The sequence below is a fragment of the Vibrio sp. Vb1166 genome (assembly GCF_033338695.1).
In the GTDB taxonomy this organism is placed as follows: Bacteria; Pseudomonadota; Gammaproteobacteria; order Enterobacterales; family Vibrionaceae; genus Vibrio; species Vibrio alginolyticus.
Window position 1 is genome coordinate 203,381 of the sequence record NZ_JAWOTE010000001.1, and the last position, 15,578, is coordinate 218,958.

A 15,578-nucleotide genomic window follows, 5' to 3' on the forward strand; every position below is an offset into this window, starting at 1 on the left:
GCAATAAAAATAAATGAGAGAGCTATATGTCACTAAATGAAGTGCATATTTCAAGTTTGGTAGTACATGTGCTGCCGGAACATTTGGACGAAATCAAACAAAAGATAGAAGCACACGAAAATGCGGAAATCTATGGTGACAGTCCTGAAGGCAAGATTATCGTCGTACTTGAAACTGAGAACCAAGGTTTCATCACAGACACTATCGATGCCATTAACAATTTACCGAACGTCTTAAGCACGGTATTGGTTTATCACCAAATCGAAACTGGGCTTGAAGAAACGGATGAAGAAGACACTGGAACACAACATTCCCAAATCGAGGGTGAAGTATGAAAATGACAAGACGTGCGTTTGTGAAAGCAAACGCGGCTGCATCAGCTGCTGCTGTCGCAGGTGTGACACTACCAGCATCTGCAGCCAACCTGATTGCAAGCTCTGATCAAACCAAAATCACATGGGACAAAGCACCTTGTCGTTTCTGTGGTACAGGCTGTTCTGTTCTTGTTGGCACTCAAAACGGCAAAGTGGTAGCAACACAGGGTGACCCAGAAGCACCAGTAAACAAAGGTCTGAACTGCATCAAAGGTTACTTCCTTTCTAAGATCATGTACGGTCAAGACCGTCTAACTCAACCGATGCTACGAATGAAAGATGGCAAATTCCACAAAGATGGTGAATTTACACCTATCTCTTGGGATGACGCTTTCGACATCATGGCTGAGAAATGGAAAGCTTCCCTCGAGAAAAAAGGCCCAACAAGCGTAGGTATGTTTGGCTCAGGCCAATGGACAGTAATGGAAGGCTACGCTGCATCAAAGTTAATGAAAGCAGGCTTCCGATCAAACAACATTGATCCAAACGCTCGCCACTGTATGGCTTCTGCCGTTGTAGGTTTCATGCGCGCATTCGGTATCGATGAGCCAATGGGTTGTTACGATGACTTTGAGAACGCAGACGCTTTCGTTCTTTGGGGCTCAAACATGGCAGAGATGCACCCGGTTCTATGGACTCGCATTACTGACCGCCGCCTAAGCCACCCTCACGTTAAAGTGAACGTGCTTTCTACTTACTACCATCGTTCATTTGAGTTGGCAGACCACGGCTACATTTTCAATCCTCAGTCTGACCTTGCAATTGCTAACTTCATCGCAAACTACATCATCGAAAACGATGCAGTAAACTGGGACTTCGTGAACAAACACACGAACTTCACTCAAGCAGACACTGACATCGGCTACGGTCTACGTGACGATGATCCGCTACAAAAAGCAGCGAAGAACCCGAACTCTGGCAAACTCACTTCTATCTCATTCGAAGAGTACAAGAAATCAGTAGCGCCATACACAGTAGAGAAAGCATCTGAAATCTCTGGTGTTGAGAAAGAGAAGCTTATCGAGCTTGCGAAGCAATACGCGGATCCAAACACGAAAGTGATGTCTCTATGGACAATGGGCATGAACCAGCATACTCGTGGTGTATGGATGAATAACTTGGTTTACAACATCCACCTACTAACCGGTAAGATCTCGACTCCGGGGAACAGTCCATTCTCACTAACGGGCCAACCATCAGCATGTGGTACCGCTCGTGAGGTTGGTACGTTTGCTCACCGCCTACCAGCGGACATGGTGGTTGCTAACCCTAAACACCGTAAGATTGCAGAAGACATCTGGAAACTGCCAGAAGGTACGATTCCACCAAAACCTGGCTTCCACGCCGTATTGCAAGACCGTATGCTGAATGACGGCGTTCTGAACTGTTACTGGGTTCAATGTAACAACAACATGCAAGCCGGTCCAAACATCAACACAGAACGTCTTCCAGGTTACCGCAACCCAGAAAACTTCATCGTTGTGTCTGACCCATACCCGACAGCAACAGCACAAGCAGCAGACCTTATTCTTCCTACCGCAATGTGGATTGAAAAAGAAGGTGCTTACGGTAACGCAGAGCGTCGTACTCAAGCTTGGTACCAACAAGTGGGCACAGTCGGTCAAGCAAAATCCGACCTGTGGCAGCTAATGGAGTTCTCGAAACGCTTCAAAATGGAAGAAGTGTGGCCTGAAGAGCTTCTAGCGAAAGCGCCTCAATACCGTGGTAAAACAATGTACGACGTACTTTACCGCAATGGTAACGTCGACAAATTCCCTATCGAAGAAGCTCGTGAACTGAATGACGATGCTCACCACTTCGGTTTCTATGTTCAAAAAGGTCTGTTTGAGGAATACGCAACATTTGGCCGTGGTCACGGGCATGATTTGGCTCCATACGACCGCTACCATCAAGTACGTGGTCTACGTTGGCCTGTTGTTGATGGTAAAGAAACACAGTGGCGCTTTAAAGAAGGTTCAGACCCATACGCAAAAGAAGGTTCTGGTTGGGACTTCTACGGCAATGCTGATGGCAAAGCGAAGATCATTTCCGCGCCATACGAAGCGCCACCAGAAGTACCGAACGATGAATTTGATATGTGGTTATGTACTGGTCGTGTTCTTGAGCATTGGCACACAGGCACCATGACTCGTCGTGTACCTGAATTATACAAAGCAGTACCAGACGCAGTGTGTTACATGCACCCAGAAGACGCAAAAGCACGCAATGTTCGTCGTGGTGAAGAAGTACTCATGGCAAACAAACGCGGTGAAGTACGCGTTCGTGTTGAAACTCGCGGTCGTAACCGTCCGCCAAAAGGCTTGGTATTCGTACCGTTCTTTGATGCACGTATTTTGATTAACAAGCTTATCCTAGATGCGACTGATCCACTGTCTAAACAGACAGACTTTAAGAAGTGCCCAGTCAAAATCACTAAGATTGCTTAACCTTCAGATACTGAATGCTACGGCCGTCATTATGGCGGCCTAATAAAGAATTTAAGCCATAAAGGCGGAGATGAAATGATGAAAAAATTACTTGTCGCAGTTTTATCTGTAGGTGCGTTAGTGACAGGCATTGCGCAAGCTGAGTTGGATAATCCAGGTGGTATTGGAGGTCTAGAATCTTTACGTGGAATGTCTCAATTGGAAGATACGCGTCCAGCAGACGAGTTCAAAGACTTCCCTAAAGATCAAATTGTTGAAGACAGCTATGTTTATCAACCACCGTTGATCCCACACAGCATTCGTCACTACGAAATTTCGTTAAATGCTAACAAGTGTCTTGCATGCCATAGCTGGAAAAATGCAAAAGAGTCAGGTGCGACTAAAATTAGCGTAACGCACTATGTAAACAGAGAAGATGCGGTACTGGCAGATATGTCTCCTCGTCGTTACTTCTGTTTGCAATGTCACGTTCCACAAACGGATGCAAAACCACTAGTGGAAAACGAGTTTAAGGCAGTCGATTCGCTTCAGTAATTGAAACGCGAGTACTAAGAGGTTACTTATGAAAATACTTAAAGCGTTTTGGAAGAGACTGTCGAGCCCGAGTAAAGCTGCCGCTGGTGTGGTTTTATTTCTAGGCTTCGCTGGTGGCCTTCTATTTTGGGGCGCATTCAACACAGGTATGGAAGCAACCAACACAGAAGAATTCTGTTCTGGCTGTCACGCGCCGATCGTTGCTGAAATTCAAGAAACAATTCACTACTCCAACCGTTCTGGTGTTCGTGCGATTTGTTCAGACTGTCACGTTCCTCATGAATGGACGGATAAGATCGTTCGTAAAGTACAGGCATCTAAAGAGCTATTTGCACACTTCGTAACGAAGACGATCGATACGCCAGAGAAGTTCCAAGAGCGTCGTGGACACCTCGCAGAGCGAGAGTGGGCACGTATGAAAAAGAATGACTCTCTTGAATGTCGTAACTGTCATGAGTTTGATTTCATGGATTACTCTCAGCAAGGATCACGTGCGGCAGAACAGCACTCCACCGCTCTCGCTTCAGGCGAGAAAACATGTGTAGACTGTCACAAAGGTATTGCGCACAAACTACCAGACATGAGCGGCGTTGAAGGCTGGCACTAAGGAGACTTACCATGAGTACATTAGAATCTGTAATTTGGCATATCCTTGGCTACAGTGCTATGCCAGTGATTATTCTTTCCGGCTTTGTGGCGGTAGCAGCAATCTCTCTCTGGCTGCTGTCATTTGGTAAGGATAAAGAGGTGTAACGTAACGCATCTCTACTCGTCAACTAGCCTATTTGTTGACACTGAGCGCCGAGCAAATGCTCGGCGCTTTTTATTTATTACTCAATGGTACTTGCCAACAATAAACAAGCAATCATACATAAAAAAAGCGACCATAAAGGCCGCTAAGATTTACTGCTATAGGGAGTTGTTTAAGATTCTTTTACTGGCAGAACCTGTTTGACGTATTGTCCTGGCGCCTCATCAATAACCGGATGGTTTTCTGAGCCAATAGGGAAAGGCTCAACTTGCTCTTTAGGGTTGAATTGGAGTAACCACTCGTTCCAGTGTGTCCACCACGATCCCTCTTTGTGTTCCGCGTTATTCAACCACTCATCAGCAGAGTCATCCAAATTATCGTTCAACCAATAACCATACTTATTTTTAGCTGGAGGATTCACGATGCCCGCAATATGACCAGACTCACCGAGGACAAATGTTTTGTTACCACCCGTGTTCAGCGCACCACGGTAAGTTCCCTGCCATAACGCAATATGGTCTTCTTTCGTTGACACAAAATAGCTAGGAATTTTGATCTTATTTAGATCAATCCATACTCCACCAATTTTGACGCCTTTATCTTGCACCAGCTTGTTCTCTAAATAGAGCTCGCGAAGCAAGAAATTGTGAGATGCAGCGCTGACGTTGGTGCTGTCACTATTCCAGTACAACAAGTCAAAATCGACTGGGCTATTGCCTTTCAAGTAGTTGTCTACGTAGTAGTTCCAGTACAAGCTGTTTTCACGCAGTAAACTAAACGTCACGCTTAAGGAACGGCCGTCCATATACCCTTTCGCGTTATTTTGCGCTTCAATTGCACTAACAATGGTGTCATTGATATACGCGCCGACTTCACCTGGTTGAGAGAAGTCGAGCAACGTGGTGAAGAAAGTGGCAGACTTAATGCGCTTCTTCATACGTTTTGCAGCGTAGTACGCAACCGTGCTTGCTAAAACAGTACCACCAATACAATAACCAGCAGCATTGATTTGCTCTTGTCCTGTTATATCTTCAATTGCAGCGACGGCTTTCACTACGCCTTCTGTCACGTAGTCACCAAACTCTATGTGCGCTTGTGCCTTGCCTGGATTGCGCCAAGACATCATAAATACACTGTGCCCCTGCTCTAACAACCATCGAACCATTGAGTTCTTTGCCGTTAAATCAAGGATGTAGTATTTATTGATGAAAGGTGGGACGATGAGCAGCGGCGTCGCATTCACTTTCTCTGTTAGAGGTCGATATTGAATCAACTCAAACAATTCGTTTTGAAAAACCACATTGCCCTGTGTCGTCGCAACGTCATCTCCCACGCGGAATGCATTGTTATTCGTCATACGAATTTTTAAAATGTCTGCGCTCGACTCAACGTCTTCTTTCAACTGCTCTAAGCCTGCCAGTAAGTTTTGGCCGTTTTGCTCAAGTGTCAGCTTCAAAAGCTCTGGGTTAGTGGCGATGAAGTTGGAAGGAGAAAGGGCGTTAATGGCTTGGCGAGAGAAAAAAATAATACGTTCTTTCGTCTTTTCATCTAAGCCTTCCAAAGACTCGATGGTGTCCAGATAGGTCTTACTAAATAAAAGGTAGGATTGTTTGATGAAGCTATACATGGCTTCATTTTGCCACGCTTCGTTTGAGAAACGCTTATCCCCTTTTTCAGCTTCGACGATTTGTGCTTGGTTCCCTGCCAATGCAACATTCTGCCAAATTTGCAGCTGCTGTTCCCACCACTGTGCTTGCAGCTTTAAAATCGCAGCAGGCTGATTCGCAGCTTGTTCGAACAGTTTGGCAGTATCCTCAAAGTTCACTTCTTGCATGGCCTTGTTTAAAGGAGAGTTCACGACTGCCTTGTTCACTTCGAAATCATGCCACCACTGATGATTGGTTTCCTGAAGCTTCACAAGATAGTCCGAAAAGAAGTGTTGAAACATAGTCTTACTCCTATATTCGGAAAAAACAACGCCGCCCAAATCTAGGGGCGGCGAGAATCGGACAAATTACGCTGGAGTAACAGTCTTTAGATTTTCCGAAGTCATTTTCTCAACGTCTTCTTTGAACTCTTTTGCAATCGCTTGAAGCTTGTTGCTGTCATCCATCATTTGTTGAGAAAGTTTAGTAAGTACGCTTAGTTGCTGACTGTTGAAAGCAGTCAATGACGTTACGTCTTTGATTTCTGTCGCTGCTTTCATCTGGTTTAGACCCACTTCACTGTATGTGCGAATGGCGTTCAATTGAAGCTCGGTCAACACTTCTACGTTTTTTGTCACTAGCTTGTTGAACTTCAAGTAAGGTTCTAGATTTTTTTCAGTTTGATCGCTAAATGTTTTGAAGAAATCTGTGTACATGGTTTGTCTCCTAGAGAAAGAATTAAAAAATGTCCGTTTAAATAATTACTTAACTGTCTTTACAACCACAGCCGTGCCCATGCCGCCGCCCACACAAAGTGAAGCAACGCCATATTGACCATTTTGCTTATGAAGCTCGTGAACCAGCGTGACTAAGATTCGGTTTCCAGATGCACCAAGCGGGTGTCCTAGCGCGATAGCACCACCGTTAAAGTTCGCTTTATCTTGAATCGCGTTAACTGGAACTTGGTTTGTTTCCGCCAACTGATGAATCACGCCAAGTGCTTGCGCTGCAAATGCTTCGTTTAACTCGTAAACGTCGATATCATTTACTGTGAGTTCTGCTTTTTCGAGTGCTTTATTGACCGACTCAACAGGACCTAGGCCCATGATCTTCGGATCAAGACCCGATTGCGCATAGCTTACGATCTCAGCAAGCGGCGTTAATCCATGCGCTTTAACTGCGCTTTCAGACGCCACGATAATCGCACTCGCTCCATCGTTAATGCCTGATGCATTACCCGCAGTCACAGTGCCTTCGCGGTCAAAAGCAGGACGTAGCTTGCTTAAGGCTTCCATTGTCGCGTTCGCTTTTGGGTATTCATCCGTATCAAACATCACGGTTTCACGGCGTTGCTTTACTTCCACTGGCACAATTTCGTCTTGAAATTTGCCAGCTTCGATAGCGGCTACCGCTTTCTGTTGGCTAGACAGCGCGTATTCGTCTTGCTGCTGGCGAGTTAAGCCGATTTGTTTTGCTACGTTTTCTGCCGTCACACCCATGTGATATTGGTTGTAAACATCGGTTAAACCGTCCGCTACGAGCAGATCTTTTAGCTCCAGATTGCCCATTTTGTTGCCATCACGAATGCTGCTTGGTGCGGCAAACGGAATCTGAGACATGACTTCAACACCCGCTGCAACAACGATCTCAGCATCGCCACTACGGATATGGGACACGGCATCCATGACCGTTTTCATGCCACTACCGCAAACCATGTTTACGCCATATGCAGGAACAGATTCAGGAATCCCCGCAAACAGTGCCGCTTGGCGGCCAACACCCATTCCTTGACCTGCACCAACAACGTTGCCAACAATCACTTCGTCAACCTTGTCGCCAGGCAACTTTGCCGCTTCCAACGCGCCTTTAATCGCTACTGCTGCCAGATCGCCAGCAGAAGTATTTTTCAGGCTGCCACCAAAAGCACCAATTGGAGTACGCTTCGCCGCTACGATAAATACTTTTTCCATCATCTTCTCTCCTTAGTGCATGTATAGGCCGCCGTTCACCGACAAAGTCTCTCCGGTGATGTAGGCGCCCGCATCGCTGACCAAGAAGCTCACTGATGCTGCAATTTCTTCTGGTGTCGCAAGACGTTTCATTGGAATTTGGTTCGTGATGGATTCCAGCACTTCTGGCTTCATTTGCTCAACCATTGGCGTACCCGTGTAACCCGGAGCGATAACATTAACTGTCACACCCGAGCGAGCACCTTCGTATGCTAAGGCTTTAGAGAAACCGATCATCCCAGCTTTCGCCGCCGAGTAGTTTGCTTGACCAAACTGCCCTTTAAGACCATTGACTGAAGAGATATTGATGACACGACCACCGCCTTTTTCGCACATTGCTGCAAAGAGGGGTTGCGTAACGTTGAATAAACTATTGAGGTTGGTATTGATGACATCATTCCAAGCTTGCGCAGTCATCTTTTTAAACACGCCATCACGTGTGATTCCTGCGTTGTTGACAACAACATCAATGGTTCCTTCCTCCCCAAGCAATTGCGCCAATTTCTCTGCACACTCTGTCGTGTTTGTTACATCCAACTCAAAAAGGCGAACCTGATCTTTGGTAAACCCTTTGCTGTTGAACCACTCCAGCGCACATTCGTAGTTACCTGTGAAATAAGTAGCGATTACACGGTAACCGTCATTGACTAATTGAGAGGAAATAGCAGAACCAATTCCGCCTTTTGATCCAGTGATCAAAGCGACTTTCTTCATTGAAGACTCCATTCTTAACGGCATTTAAAAAGCAAACTTAATACACTGATGAAATAGTTCACCAACTGACGTGTTTATTTATTCTTTTGACAACCAATCCCGTGCTGCCTTTATTTTAAGTTAACCTAGAAATATTACATTTCAAATAAAAAACTCACCCAATTGCATAAGATTGATTTAGATCTCATTACCCGTGAAATGTTATAAAATGGTTAACTTTACATAAGTCATTGTTTTAAATCACACTTCCACAAAAGCTACACCAACAGAAATAGAAATATAATTATTAAATATCATACACTTACATACAGAATGGTAGACGTTACATTATGTCATGATTTAAGATCTGAATTTTAAGCCTATATGATTACAACAAACTTGAGATTAGAATAATAATTCAATTATCAGTAAAAATAATTATCAAACATATCATTTAATTACTGCATTTAATGATAATTTAGTTATCAATTCGATTATTTTAACACAGTGATGATTAATACCGATAAAATATAATAAATTAAATATATTTAATCTAAAAATGATATAAGAGCTTGTCTCATACTGGTGCAATACGCACTATTATGACGCATAGATTAAAATATAATTTCATTTTAAATTTATATATTCGAAGAACATCAACTAGCTACTAGTGAAAGTAATCGCTCGCTTTGTAGTAGCATCCTTTTCCACTTTGCACTATCTTTGTGGCTTCTCTTTAATCACTAAATCATCAACAGATATGAATCTTGCATTGCTCAGTATGTTCATCCCTACTTTCTTTTTTGTCTCAATCACGCCTGGTATGTGCATGACTCTCGCCCTAACGTTAGGTATGAGTATCGGTTATCGTCGCACGTTATGGATGATGATAGGAGAACTTCTCGGTGTCGCGCTGGTGTCAGTCTCTGCGGTGTTAGGTATCGCTGCGATTATGCTCAATTATCCTTGGATGTTTATCGCGTTAAAGTTCATTGGTGGCGGTTATTTACTCTATCTTGGAGTTGAAATGTGGCGGTCGCGAGGGAAACTTGCGATTAATGTCGACAACTTAGAAACACCAAAGAGTGACAATATCGCACTTATCATGCAAGGCTTCGTTACCGCAATCGCAAACCCAAAAGGCTGGGCATTTATGATTTCTCTTTTACCGCCTTTTATAGACCAAAACGCAGCACTTGCACCGCAACTGATCATACTTGTCTCCATTATTTTACTGTTTGAGTTCATTTGCATGTCTCTGTACGCTACTGGTGGTAAAGGGTTGAAACACGTATTAGGTCAGTCTAAGAATGTACGCCTAATGAACCGTATCGCAGGCACTTTAATGATGGGAGTTGGTGTCTGGTTGCTACTAAGCTAAGGCAAACTGGAAACAATGAAAAATATTCTGAATAAAATCGCTAAAGTCATGGGTGAAGTATTGGACTTTCAAGCCCGAGTTTGGGTTGTGAACGTCTATAGCGGTGAGCATAAAGGCGAGTCTTATGTCGTTAATGAAGATACTTTCTCTGTACCTCTTCAGTGGATGAAGAAGAAAGGCTACCAAGAGTCGATGTTGAATAAAGTCGAAGCAATGAAGCGCTCACAAGTCTTAGAGTTCGATTTGGGACTTGTGAAACATCGCTTGATGCGCGTGAAATAAGCACAAAAAAGCGCCACTCAAGATGAGTGGCGCAAGCACTTTTACCTTAAAAATAATGCTACGGCGCTGCGTCAATCTCAACTGGAAGATAATGTTTCGGCTCCAGTTTCAACCACTCCGGCAGCACAGTACCAATCGAAATCGAAGACCATGTACCCGACAGAACGCCAATAAACATGGCGGTTGAGAAACCAGCCAAAGGCGCTCCTCCCATAATCCATAATGCACCAACAGTGATCAATGTCGTACCAGATGTCACCATAGTGCGTGAAAACGTCGCGATAACAGCTTGATCATTGATGTCTTCTGTTTTCCAACTCTGTTTCGCAATCAACAGCTCACGGATTCGGTCTGCAATGATGATCGAGTCATTCAATGAGTAACCTAAAATCGCCAGCACAGCAGCAAAAACGGTTAAGTTGAACTCCATTTGAGTAATTGCAAAGAAACCAAGCACTAAGATCACATCATGAGCCAAAGCAAACAGTGAACCGCTTGCCAAACGCCACTCAAAACGGAAACACAAGTAACCGAGAATACTCAACACACAAATCAACAATGCTAAGCCACCTTGTTCAAACAAGTCTTGGCCAACTTGAGCGCCAACTATACTGTTGCTGACAACATCAACTTGGTGAGAGATTGGCTTCAACACCTCTTCTACACTTGGCAACGTTTGTCCATCTTCCGGCGCAGAGTAACGAATCACCCAACGGCCATCTTCACCAGAGCGTGTCACTGACGCAGATTCACCAAGCTTTGGTTGCAGAACGTCAAGCAGATCATGGTTAGTTAGCTGCTTATCTACCTTTACTTCTGTCACCATACCGCCAGTGAAGTCCAAACCTAGGTTCAACCCTTTAAAGCCTAGAGCGACGATCGCGATCACCGTTAAAATGATGGAAACTAGCGTAGTAAAGTAGCGAATTTTACGAATATTTTGTTTTAGCATTTCGACCATGATTAAACCCTCACATCACGACGGGCATCGCGGCCCCAAATTAAATTGATCATTGCTCGAGAGGCAAATACGCCTGTAAACATACTGGTTAACAAACCTAATCCGAGTGTTAAGGCAAAGCCTTGGATTGGGCCATTACCGATGGCGTACAAAATCACGGCGGTGATCATGGTAGTAATGTTGGCATCAAGGATGGTCGAGAATGCGCTGTCAAAGCCAAGATCAATCGCTTGAGCGAAGCTGCGGCCTTCACGCATTTTGTCCTTAATACGTTCAAAGATAATAACGTTGGTGTCTACTGCCATACCGACGGTTAACACTAAACCGGCAATACCTGGAAGCGTTAGAACCGCTCCTGGTAACAAGGCGATTAAGCCAAGTAAACAAAGCATGTTGGCACAAAGCGCCACATTTGCTACCCAACCTAAGCGGCGGTACCAAAGTGCCATAAAGGTCAGTGTTAGTCCCATACCTAAAGCCAGTGCTGCAAAACCGTTTTCAATGTTTTCTGCACCCAGAGAAGCACCGATTGTTCGCTCTTCCACAATAGTAACTGGCGCGGTCAGTGACCCCGCGCGAAGCAATAGCGCCAACTGCTGCGCATCGTCCATGCTACCTGCCCCAGTAATACGGAACTGGCTACCAAGTTGAGATTGAATAGTTGCGACGCTGATAACGCGCTCACTACGCTCAGTTACACCGCGATCGTTTGTTTTGTACTCTCGGTAAACGGTCGCCATTGGCTTGCCGATGTGAGTTGCTGAGAAGTCACTCATTTTCTTACCACCAGCGTGGTCAAGAGAAATATTTACCTCTGACATGCCCATTTTGTCGACACCAGCACGAGCGTTCACGATGTGCTCGCCCGTTAGAACTGGTCGTTTTGCCAAAATCACAGTACGACCATCATTATCTTGAAGAACAAGATCTTGGCTGCTGTGTGCTTGGCTCGCATCTTTCACTTCATAAAACGCCAAGCTTGCTGTTGCACCAATAACGTTTTTCGCTTGAGCAGGATCTTGTACACCAGGGAGCTCAATTCGAATGCTCTCTTTACCTTGGCGTTGCACTAGTGCTTCTGTGATACCAAGTTCTTCAATACGACCACGCATGATCTTCAGGTTTTGTTGAAGAGTCGACGATTGAAATTCTTGGATATTTTGTTCACTCGGTTCAAGCACAAAGCCACGAGATGAACTTTTTGAAATCCAGCCCGGGTAATTTTGACGCAAGAACTTGTTCACTTCCGACAATGCTTGCTCGCTGTCACTGTTTACCGTAATTCGGTTGCCGTTCTCTGCTCGAACTTGCACACCACGAACACGTTGATCACGCAGATTCGCTTTGATTTCATCAATCAACGCATCACGTTGTTCTTCAAACGCTTTATTCACATCAACATTCAACAAGAACTGAACGCCACCACGAAGGTCAAGACCGAGCTTAATTGGGCTAAAGCCCATCTCATTTAACCATTCTGGCGCAACCGATACGTATGAGAAAGTGATGCTGTCGTCTTTATTTAGCTCTTTGTTTAACAACGCACGAGCTTTACTTTGCGCATCTTCACCATCGAATACAATGGTTGTTTTGCCGTCTTTTTCGATGATTTTGTCGGCTGAAATATGGTTGGTTTTTAGCAGTTGATTCAGATGAACAACCGACATTTCACTGTTGTTTTGCTCCGAAAACGTCAACTGGATAGAAGGCTGTTCGCCAAACCAAGTTGGTATAGCACTTAGGGTTAAAATAATGACCGTCGTGATTAATACTGCATATTTCCAAGCTGAGTAGTGATTCATCAGCTTTCTGTTCTTTTGCTGCTTTGGTGTTTTTTTCATGTAAACATCATCCCTTCACGATGAAGTGAAGCTTTTAATAACAAGGCTTAACACACGACAGGTGCTCCCAGAATAAATTCAAGGTATGAAATGCTCAGAACGCTCACGTCCTGTCGAATACAATCGTCGTGTTAAGAGTGCACAATGGTGCAAATAAATGGTGTTTAGGCAGAAAACTGACTATTGAGTGCGACGTACATGGCATTGGTCTCTTTCCAACCAGAAATGCGATGATCGCTTGTGAAATGATAAAATGTGGACTGGTTGTTACGCCAGTTAATGTCCATCAAGCTGTATGCGTAACCCGCATCAGCGTAAAACGGAGTAGTGAGATCGCCGACAAAATCTACGTGCTCGTCATCAAGCCCTTCCCGTAAGTAAGACGTCCAGCGCTGAGAGTTAAACAAAGCAACGGAATCGAGACTTGCATGGCCTTCAGATACTGGAGATTGAGAGCTTTCTTCTGAAGCTTCAGAAAAATCGACGGAAGAGTTTGGCGATACACTTACGGCTACAAAAGGTTGTAGCTTAGAAAAGTGCGGTACGTGAGCCTTGTGATCGATTTGCGCAGCAGATACATGCACTGGTAGCAATACCATTGCAAATAGCAGCAAAATCAATTTTCTAAGGTAAATCCAAGGCATAGGAACTCACTAAAAAAACAAAGAACCAAGTTAGGTCACTTGGCTTAATGATAGTATTCCTATTGATTATGGTTCACAACTAAAAAGTTATAAATCTCTGATTTCAGGTTTGCATCGTTATTGCTTTTATCAAAACGTCTTTAGAGAACGAGTGTAATTAGTGGTGAGCTATCGATAAAAAATCTCGCCCTTATCAACATCTAAGTAGATCTTATTCTCTTGCTCCAAACCGCCACAATAGATGAAGTAAACGTTGCGCTTTTTGAACGTCACAGAACGCACCCAACCACCGAGCTCCTCAAAATCACTCGGATCACAGGTTTCATCGTCTAACAATTGCTGTGTTTTCTTACGGAAAATATCCAAGTGAACTTTTAAATCATCCGACTTCTGTAGGTATTCATCCAATATCTCTAAGCGCTCTTGCTCTTTAATAACTGGCTCTGCATCCGATAACCCTTCAGCATTCAACCATTCGGCTTTTTCTTCTCCACCCTCTTCATAGACAAGATAACCGGAGATTCGGTACCACCCATCTACTTTTTCTAACACCGATACTTTTTCTCCCTTATAGAGCGTATCGACAACTAAAGCATTAAGGTTAGGCTTGTTGTAAACATTGACACGACGCTCAATAACGTAGTACTCGGTAACTTCCGGGGGAGCGGCTTCTAAATCCAGAATCGGTTTGGATGTTTCTTTTTGCAGTGACGATTGCTCGACTTGTGTAGCCTTTGGTGCTTCAGGTTCATCTTTCTGCATAAAGAAGAAATAGTATCCAGCCCCCGCTCCGCCGAGCAACAGCATGACAATCAATGCGACGAGAATTTTCTTCATGCCCTTTTCCTTTTCATTCTTTATTCTTATCCCACCAGCAGCACGCATGTCGTAGAAATTTGGGTATATACTCAAAAGAGCAGGTCAACTAACGCGAGCAATAATGATCAACAGACTCAATTGGATACTACTATTTCTTCTGTTCCCGATAACGGGGCACGCCAATATTCAATGTAACCCATCGTCGTGGAATGACAATCTTACCCAATTCAATCGTTTAGAGTCCAATTACAATCAGCATGTTGAGGTATTCAATACACTTTTGACCGAACATAAACAGCGTCAGTTATTGTCCGAAACCTTTTCACTGCATGAGCTCGTGCTACTTTGGCGTGCCAAGTCGAACCAAAATGTGTTCAAAGCGCAATTAAAAGCATCGATTCAATACAAAGAAGAGCTCACAACTAAAGCGAATCAGCTGCTTAAATTGAGCACACAATCCCAATGGTCAGCAAATGGGTGGGAGATACTGGCCCAGAAGTGCCGCGAGTCAAACAAAACAGCCAATCAAATAACTGCGGAATGGTATAACACCAACGCTTTGGAACTTGCTGAAGATTACAAGCGCCTCTCTTCACAATATCAAACTCTGTCACAAGTCTATGATAAAGAAGCTCGAGCGCTTCAATACGCTCAAGATGTTTCGAAGTAAAAACAGAGCCAGTTTTGAATAGACGATGTTGGTTTTTCACTCCAATATTGGACGTTATTCGTGCTTTTTATCTTTCCTTAGTCGTGAATGATATCAAATGTAAATAATGGGATTGTTCCCTTTGACAAACTTGACTAAACCATGACCAAGACAATCAATTTATAGAGACATACGTCACATTAATGCTTTACTTATGGACATTTTTTGGTTAGTTTAGCCATTAATAAAATTTAATAAAAAGTCACATTTGGCTGGAGATGATGCTACAAACATGGTTATCAATCGATTAAGTAACAGGGAATGTCCTAATGCTACCAAAGCCAAGTTTTTGTCAGTAGTTAGGCACGTAAAAGAGTTCGGTTCAATCAGTGATTTGGATCTGTGTAAAATCTTCGGAGAAACAATATGGAGTGATGGGAGGGAATACCATTCAGCCGCGTTCTCATTCAAGGTTGATAGATACACAGGTAACTGTGAAATCTCACAATACAAAAACCAATAAGGCTTAAGAATTTATAAAGCGGAG

16 protein-coding genes are annotated in these 15,578 nt (G+C 43.9%); 8 read left to right on the forward strand and 8 right to left on the reverse strand.

The genetic code is table 11. From position 1 onward, the window contains the following. The first annotated feature begins 26 nt into the window (after positions 1-26). The 5 genes from R7E51_RS00760 (at position 27) to R7E51_RS00780 (ending at position 4,108) form a co-directional block, all read left to right on the forward strand. Complete coding sequence (locus R7E51_RS00760) at positions 27-335, forward strand: chaperone NapD (protein WP_005373535.1); 309 nt, start codon at positions 27-29, stop codon at positions 333-335. After that, positions 332-2,821: a periplasmic nitrate reductase subunit alpha gene (gene napA / locus R7E51_RS00765; RefSeq protein WP_005389060.1), complete on the forward strand. Its 2,490-nt coding sequence runs from the start codon at positions 332-334 to the stop codon at positions 2,819-2,821. The genes R7E51_RS00760 and napA overlap by 4 nt, the downstream gene beginning before the upstream one ends. 78 nt (positions 2,822-2,899) lie before the next feature. Continuing rightward, a complete protein-coding gene (locus R7E51_RS00770) occupies positions 2,900-3,355 on the forward strand; it encodes a nitrate reductase cytochrome c-type subunit (RefSeq protein WP_005389061.1) in 456 nt (151 codons plus the stop codon). 28 nt (positions 3,356-3,383) lie between these two features. Next, positions 3,384-3,962: a NapC/NirT family cytochrome c gene (locus R7E51_RS00775; protein ID WP_005373542.1), complete on the forward strand. Its 579-nt coding sequence runs from the start codon at positions 3,384-3,386 to the stop codon at positions 3,960-3,962. Between the two features lie 11 nt (positions 3,963-3,973). After that, positions 3,974-4,108, forward strand: coding sequence for a TIGR02808 family protein (locus R7E51_RS00780; protein ID WP_005373546.1), 135 nt, complete (start codon positions 3,974-3,976; stop codon positions 4,106-4,108). A 170-nt stretch (positions 4,109-4,278) separates the two neighbouring features. Here R7E51_RS00780 and phaC read toward each other — a convergent pair whose 3' ends face one another. The 4 genes from phaC to R7E51_RS00800 form a co-directional block, all read right to left on the reverse strand. Then, positions 4,279-6,054, reverse strand: a complete 1,776-nt coding sequence (phaC, locus tag R7E51_RS00785) for a class I poly(R)-hydroxyalkanoic acid synthase (RefSeq protein WP_017819891.1) — start codon at positions 6,052-6,054, stop codon at positions 4,279-4,281. A gap of 66 nt (positions 6,055-6,120) precedes the next feature. Next, positions 6,121-6,468, reverse strand: coding sequence for a phasin family protein (locus R7E51_RS00790; RefSeq protein WP_005373550.1), 348 nt, complete (start codon positions 6,466-6,468; stop codon positions 6,121-6,123). Positions 6,469-6,513: 45 nt separating this feature from the next. Further along, positions 6,514-7,722 carry an acetyl-CoA C-acetyltransferase gene (locus R7E51_RS00795; RefSeq protein ID WP_031777157.1) on the reverse strand — a complete coding sequence of 403 codons (1,209 nt, stop codon included), beginning with the start codon at positions 7,720-7,722 and terminating at the stop codon, positions 6,514-6,516. A 12-nt stretch (positions 7,723-7,734) separates the two neighbouring features. Beyond that, entirely contained in the window at positions 7,735-8,475 is a 741-nt protein-coding gene (locus tag R7E51_RS00800; RefSeq protein WP_005373555.1) for an SDR family oxidoreductase, read from the reverse strand. Positions 8,476-9,214: 739 nt separating this feature from the next. On the opposite strand from R7E51_RS00800, the gene R7E51_RS00805 reads away from it, so the two are divergent. Together R7E51_RS00805 and R7E51_RS00810 are read left to right on the forward strand one after the other, a co-directional pair. Continuing rightward, complete coding sequence (locus R7E51_RS00805) at positions 9,215-9,835, forward strand: LysE family translocator (RefSeq protein WP_021035942.1); 621 nt, start codon at positions 9,215-9,217, stop codon at positions 9,833-9,835. Positions 9,836-9,850: 15 nt separating this feature from the next. Then, the gene (locus tag R7E51_RS00810) at positions 9,851-10,117 is read left to right on the forward strand and encodes a hypothetical protein (protein WP_017819888.1); all 267 of its coding nucleotides are present in this window, start codon (positions 9,851-9,853) and stop codon (positions 10,115-10,117) included. Between the two features lie 58 nt (positions 10,118-10,175). Here the strand turns inward: R7E51_RS00810 and secF are convergent, their stop codons facing one another. The 4 genes from secF to R7E51_RS00830 all read right to left on the reverse strand — a co-directional run bounded on the left by secF (position 10,176) and on the right by R7E51_RS00830 (position 14,400). Further along, entirely contained in the window at positions 10,176-11,078 is a 903-nt protein-coding gene (gene secF, locus R7E51_RS00815) for a protein translocase subunit SecF (protein WP_005373567.1), read from the reverse strand. A 2-nt stretch (positions 11,079-11,080) separates the two neighbouring features. Then, positions 11,081-12,919 (reverse strand): protein translocase subunit SecD, encoded by a 1,839-nt coding sequence (gene secD, locus R7E51_RS00820; RefSeq protein WP_206957481.1) that lies wholly within the window; start codon positions 12,917-12,919, stop codon positions 11,081-11,083. A 164-nt stretch (positions 12,920-13,083) separates the two neighbouring features. Next, complete coding sequence (locus tag R7E51_RS00825) at positions 13,084-13,563, reverse strand: hypothetical protein (RefSeq protein ID WP_206957479.1); 480 nt, start codon at positions 13,561-13,563, stop codon at positions 13,084-13,086. Between the two features lie 168 nt (positions 13,564-13,731). Continuing rightward, on the reverse strand, positions 13,732-14,400 hold the full coding sequence (locus R7E51_RS00830) for an SH3 domain-containing protein (RefSeq protein ID WP_047101210.1): 669 nt from the start codon (positions 14,398-14,400) through the stop codon (positions 13,732-13,734). 103 nt (positions 14,401-14,503) lie between these two features. Here R7E51_RS00830 and R7E51_RS00835 point away from each other — a divergent pair, with 103 nt between their 5' ends. Next, positions 14,504-15,052: a hypothetical protein gene (locus tag R7E51_RS00835; protein ID WP_017635183.1), complete on the forward strand. Its 549-nt coding sequence runs from the start codon at positions 14,504-14,506 to the stop codon at positions 15,050-15,052. Positions 15,053-15,578 lie beyond the last annotated feature (526 nt).

Excerpts from the sequence above, each read along its gene's own strand:
- R7E51_RS00795 (WP_031777157.1), bottom strand. The coding sequence starts at position 7,722 with ATGGAAAAAGTATTTATCGTAGCGGCGAAGCGTACTCCAATTGGTGCT.
- R7E51_RS00835 (WP_017635183.1), top strand. The coding sequence starts at position 14,504 with ATGATCAACAGACTCAATTGGATACTACTATTTCTTCTGTTCCCGATA.
- napA (WP_005389060.1), top strand. The coding sequence starts at position 332 with ATGAAAATGACAAGACGTGCGTTTGTGAAAGCAAACGCGGCTGCATCA.
- R7E51_RS00780 (WP_005373546.1), top strand. The coding sequence starts at position 3,974 with ATGAGTACATTAGAATCTGTAATTTGGCATATCCTTGGCTACAGTGCT.
- R7E51_RS00810 (WP_017819888.1), top strand. The coding sequence starts at position 9,851 with ATGAAAAATATTCTGAATAAAATCGCTAAAGTCATGGGTGAAGTATTG.
- R7E51_RS00790 (WP_005373550.1), bottom strand. The coding sequence starts at position 6,468 with ATGTACACAGATTTCTTCAAAACATTTAGCGATCAAACTGAAAAAAAT.
- secD (WP_206957481.1), bottom strand. The coding sequence starts at position 12,919 with ATGAAAAAAACACCAAAGCAGCAAAAGAACAGAAAGCTGATGAATCAC.
- secF (WP_005373567.1), bottom strand. The coding sequence starts at position 11,078 with ATGGTCGAAATGCTAAAACAAAATATTCGTAAAATTCGCTACTTTACT.
- R7E51_RS00770 (WP_005389061.1), top strand. The coding sequence starts at position 2,900 with ATGAAAAAATTACTTGTCGCAGTTTTATCTGTAGGTGCGTTAGTGACA.
- R7E51_RS00800 (WP_005373555.1), bottom strand. The coding sequence starts at position 8,475 with ATGAAGAAAGTCGCTTTGATCACTGGATCAAAAGGCGGAATTGGTTCT.
- phaC (WP_017819891.1), bottom strand. The coding sequence starts at position 6,054 with ATGTTTCAACACTTCTTTTCGGACTATCTTGTGAAGCTTCAGGAAACC.
- R7E51_RS00805 (WP_021035942.1), top strand. The coding sequence starts at position 9,215 with ATGAATCTTGCATTGCTCAGTATGTTCATCCCTACTTTCTTTTTTGTC.
- R7E51_RS00775 (WP_005373542.1), top strand. The coding sequence starts at position 3,384 with ATGAAAATACTTAAAGCGTTTTGGAAGAGACTGTCGAGCCCGAGTAAA.
- R7E51_RS00760 (WP_005373535.1), top strand. The coding sequence starts at position 27 with ATGTCACTAAATGAAGTGCATATTTCAAGTTTGGTAGTACATGTGCTG.
- R7E51_RS00830 (WP_047101210.1), bottom strand. The coding sequence starts at position 14,400 with ATGAAGAAAATTCTCGTCGCATTGATTGTCATGCTGTTGCTCGGCGGA.
- R7E51_RS00825 (WP_206957479.1), bottom strand. The coding sequence starts at position 13,563 with ATGCCTTGGATTTACCTTAGAAAATTGATTTTGCTGCTATTTGCAATG.